Origin of the sequence: Halolamina salina (assembly GCF_042678005.1) — an archaeon.
In the GTDB taxonomy this organism is placed as follows: domain Archaea; phylum Halobacteriota; class Halobacteria; order Halobacteriales; family Haloferacaceae; genus Halolamina; species Halolamina salina.
Genome location: NZ_JBHUDH010000019.1, coordinates 1,562 through 4,668, shown reverse-complemented (window position 1 = coordinate 4,668; position 3,107 = coordinate 1,562). Strand labels below are relative to the sequence as shown.

Annotated in this window: 4 protein-coding genes; 2 read left to right on the top strand and 2 right to left on the bottom strand. The window is 65.6% G+C overall.

What is annotated here, in order from left to right; all coding sequences use genetic code 11:
* Positions 1-137: 137 nt before the first annotated feature.
* Together ACFR9S_RS02450 and ACFR9S_RS02445 are read right to left on the bottom strand one after the other, a co-directional pair.
* Positions 138-791 (bottom strand): mechanosensitive ion channel domain-containing protein, encoded by a 654-nt coding sequence (locus ACFR9S_RS02450; RefSeq protein WP_379732272.1) that lies wholly within the window; start codon positions 789-791, stop codon positions 138-140.
* Positions 792-868: 77 nt separating this feature from the next.
* Positions 869-1,180, bottom strand: coding sequence for a DUF7116 family protein (locus ACFR9S_RS02445; protein ID WP_379732273.1), 312 nt, complete (start codon positions 1,178-1,180; stop codon positions 869-871).
* A gap of 161 nt (positions 1,181-1,341) precedes the next feature.
* Here ACFR9S_RS02445 and ACFR9S_RS02440 point away from each other — a divergent pair, with 161 nt between their 5' ends.
* A complete protein-coding gene (locus ACFR9S_RS02440; protein WP_379732274.1) occupies positions 1,342-1,518 on the top strand; it encodes a hypothetical protein in 177 nt (58 codons plus the stop codon).
* Positions 1,519-1,886: 368 nt separating this feature from the next.
* On the top strand, positions 1,887-3,107 hold a 1,221-nt coding region (thsB, locus tag ACFR9S_RS02435; RefSeq protein ID WP_379817992.1), incomplete at its 3' end, for a thermosome subunit beta.

The following is a 3,107-nucleotide window of genomic DNA, read 5'->3' as shown; positions in this document are numbered from 1 at the left end:
GGAGGCCGACCCCGCGGTCGGTCAGCAGCGCCGCCGCTCCCCCGACGAGCGCGAACGCCAGTAACGCGTGGCCGACGAACATTAACAGAGCTTCGCGGTTGCCGGTGATAAGTCTCTCGCCCGGCCGGGCACACCGGCTACGCCGTCTCGTCGTCGGATTCCTCCGCAGCCTCGTCGTCCGATTCGGCCGCCGCCTCGTCGTCGAATTCGCCCGTAGCCTCGCCGTCCGATTCGCCGGTAGCCTCGTCGTCTGCCTGCTTCAGCTTGGTCCACTTCTTCTCGATCTCGGCGTTCCCCCGGACCACCGTGTCGTCATTCTCGTCGCGGAACCGCGTCTTGCGGAGTTCGATCGACGTGACGGTGCCCGACACCTCGCCGACTTTCACGCGATCGCCCGGCATGAAGTCCGGGTCGCGCAGCAGGTAGACGCCGGCGACGGCGTCGGCGATCATGCTCGACAGCGAGTAGGAGACGCCGAGGGCGAGGAAGCCGGCGGCGGTCCCCATCGAGGCGGCGATCTGATCGAGTCCGACGATCGAGAGGAAGGAGAGCCCGATCCCGAACCAGAGGAACGCGGCGACGATGGTGCTGACGAACTGTCGGTACACGTCGGACTCCTTCGGGAGCGTGCGGCGGAGCGCGACCCTGACGATCGTCATCACGACTTTCGCGAGCACCGCCGCGATCAGTATGAAGACGATCCCCGAGAGGACGCGCGGGATCGCGCCCGCGATCCCCTCGATGAACCGATCGATCCCCTCCTGCACGACCCCGAACTGGAGCGACAGCATAGGCTATCTCTCGGGGGTCGAGCGTAAAAATCTGGTAGCCGAGCCCACCGTAGGGGCCGATCGCCGGCGACCGAGGATTAGGCTGCTCGATGCACTTCGTACTCGCCCTCGTCGTCGACGCCGATGATCGCCCACTCGCCGTCGGGGGACTGTTCGCTGAGGTGGTCGTCGAGTTCGTCCACGCAGTCGGTCCACGTCACGAGGCATTCGAGGCCGTACTCCGCGTCGAGGGCGCCGGGCCGGGCGGCGTCCTCGGCGCAGAGGGTCCGTACCCGGACGGACCGCCACTTCCGCTCCGCGACGAACTCCGGTCCGTCGCCGGAGACGGCGTAGCCGAGGCGTTCGAACACGCTCCGTGCTTCCTCGTTCGGTGGAACCGTACGCACCATACGGGCCGTATTTCGACTGCCACCCTGTTAAGTGTGTGGGAAGTTACCACAGAACGAACACCGTCCCCGGCTGCGGTGGGATTCTCGCGAGGCGACCGGCTGTAGCGGGTCGCATACCCCCGAAACGTTGATAACCATGTGTATCTTTGTCACGGGTGACGATGCCAGACACGAAAACCGGTCGCGAGCGGAAAGGGCGGAACAAGCGTCGACAGTTGGAGCACCGCCTCGCCTCCCGAGACGTGGAGACGGAGTTCGACGACGAGCTCCCCGAGCCCGACGCGGCCGACGCCGAGTACCTGGTGGATCCGGACGGGGGTGATCACCCCGAGAACTGACCGACCGCCGCGCCGACCACCCCTCTCCTCTCCTGCTTGCGGTTTCTGCTCTCCTCGTTTCGTCGTCGACCCGTCCCGTCAGCCGTATCTCTTCGACGCTTGCCCCCCGACCAGTAGCTTCGGCTCGGTTCTCGTGTCCAGTCGAGGGGGCGAGCGGTTCGCCATGGCTCCCCGCCCGGTGGACACCCCGACGAGTACATAAAGGCGCCAAATCTCGACTCGGTATACCATGCTACAGTAACACACGATTCGCTCCCTACCGGTCGCTTGCTGTCGATTTCTTCGGCCAATCTGGCTCGACGACGGGATCGATCTGGCCGCCACCAACGACACATTTATATAGAACCACGGACAATCTCTCTATACACATGAGTCAACGACAGCGAGGCGGAGGCCAGCCGATGATCATCATGGGCGAGGACTCCCAGCGAGTGAAGGACAAGGACGCACAGGAGTACAACATTTCTGCGGCCCGCGCGGTCGCCGAGGCTGTACGCTCGACGCTCGGCCCGAAAGGGATGGACAAGATGCTCGTCGACTCGATGGGCGACGTCACCATCACCAACGACGGCGTCACCATCCTCGAGGAGATGGACATCGACAACCCGACGGCCGAGATGATCGTCGAGGTCGCCGAGACCCAGGAGGAGGAGGCCGGCGACGGGACGACCACGGCCGTCGCGATCGCGGGCGAGCTCCTGAAGAACGCCGAGGAGCTGCTCGAGCAGGACATCCACCCCACCGCGGTGATCAAGGGGTTCCACCTCGCGAGCGAGCAGGCCCGCGAGGAGATCGAGGACATCTCGCGTGAGATCGACCCGAGCGACACCGAGCTGCTCGCGAAGGTCGCCGAGACGTCGATGACCGGCAAGGGCGCGGAGCTCGACAAGGAGCACCTCGCCCAGCTCATCGTCGAGGCCGTCGAGGCCGTCACCGTCGAGGCCGAGGACGGCAGCCACGTCGTCGACCTCGCCAACCTCAACATCGAGACCCAGAAGGGCCGCGGCGTCTCCGAGAGCGACCTGCTCAACGGCGCGGTCATCTCGAAGGACCCCGTCCACGACAACATGCCGAGCGAGGTCGCGGACGCCGACACGCTGCTGCTCGACGCGGCCATCGAGGTCGACGAGGCCGACGTGGACACCAACGTCTCCATCGACTCGCCCGACCAGCTCCAGTCGTTCCTCGACCAGGAGGAGCAGGAGCTCCGCGAGAAGGTCGACGCCATCGTCGAGACCGGCGCCGACGTGGTGTTCTGTCAGAAGGGCATCGACGACCTCGCCCAGCACTACCTCGCGAAGGAGGGCATCCTCGCGATCCGCCGCGTGAAGTCCTCGGACATCGGCTTCCTGAAGAACGTGCTCGGCGGCAACGTCGTGAGCACGTTCGACGGCCTGAGCAGCGACGACCTCGGCCACGGCTCGATCAGCCGTGACGAGGACGACGAGATGTTCTACGTCGAGGGCGACGACTCCCACGGCGTCACGCTCCTGCTGCGCGGCTCCACCGACCACGTCGGCGACGAGCTCGAGCGCTGCGTCGTGTACACGCTCGTCGACTATAGTGAGGCCGTCGTCATAGGAAACGTA

Excerpts from the sequence above, each read along its gene's own strand:
- ACFR9S_RS02445 (WP_379732273.1), bottom strand. The coding sequence starts at position 1,180 with ATGGTGCGTACGGTTCCACCGAACGAGGAAGCACGGAGCGTGTTCGAA.
- ACFR9S_RS02450 (WP_379732272.1), bottom strand. The coding sequence starts at position 791 with ATGCTGTCGCTCCAGTTCGGGGTCGTGCAGGAGGGGATCGATCGGTTC.
- ACFR9S_RS02440 (WP_379732274.1), top strand. The coding sequence starts at position 1,342 with ATGCCAGACACGAAAACCGGTCGCGAGCGGAAAGGGCGGAACAAGCGT.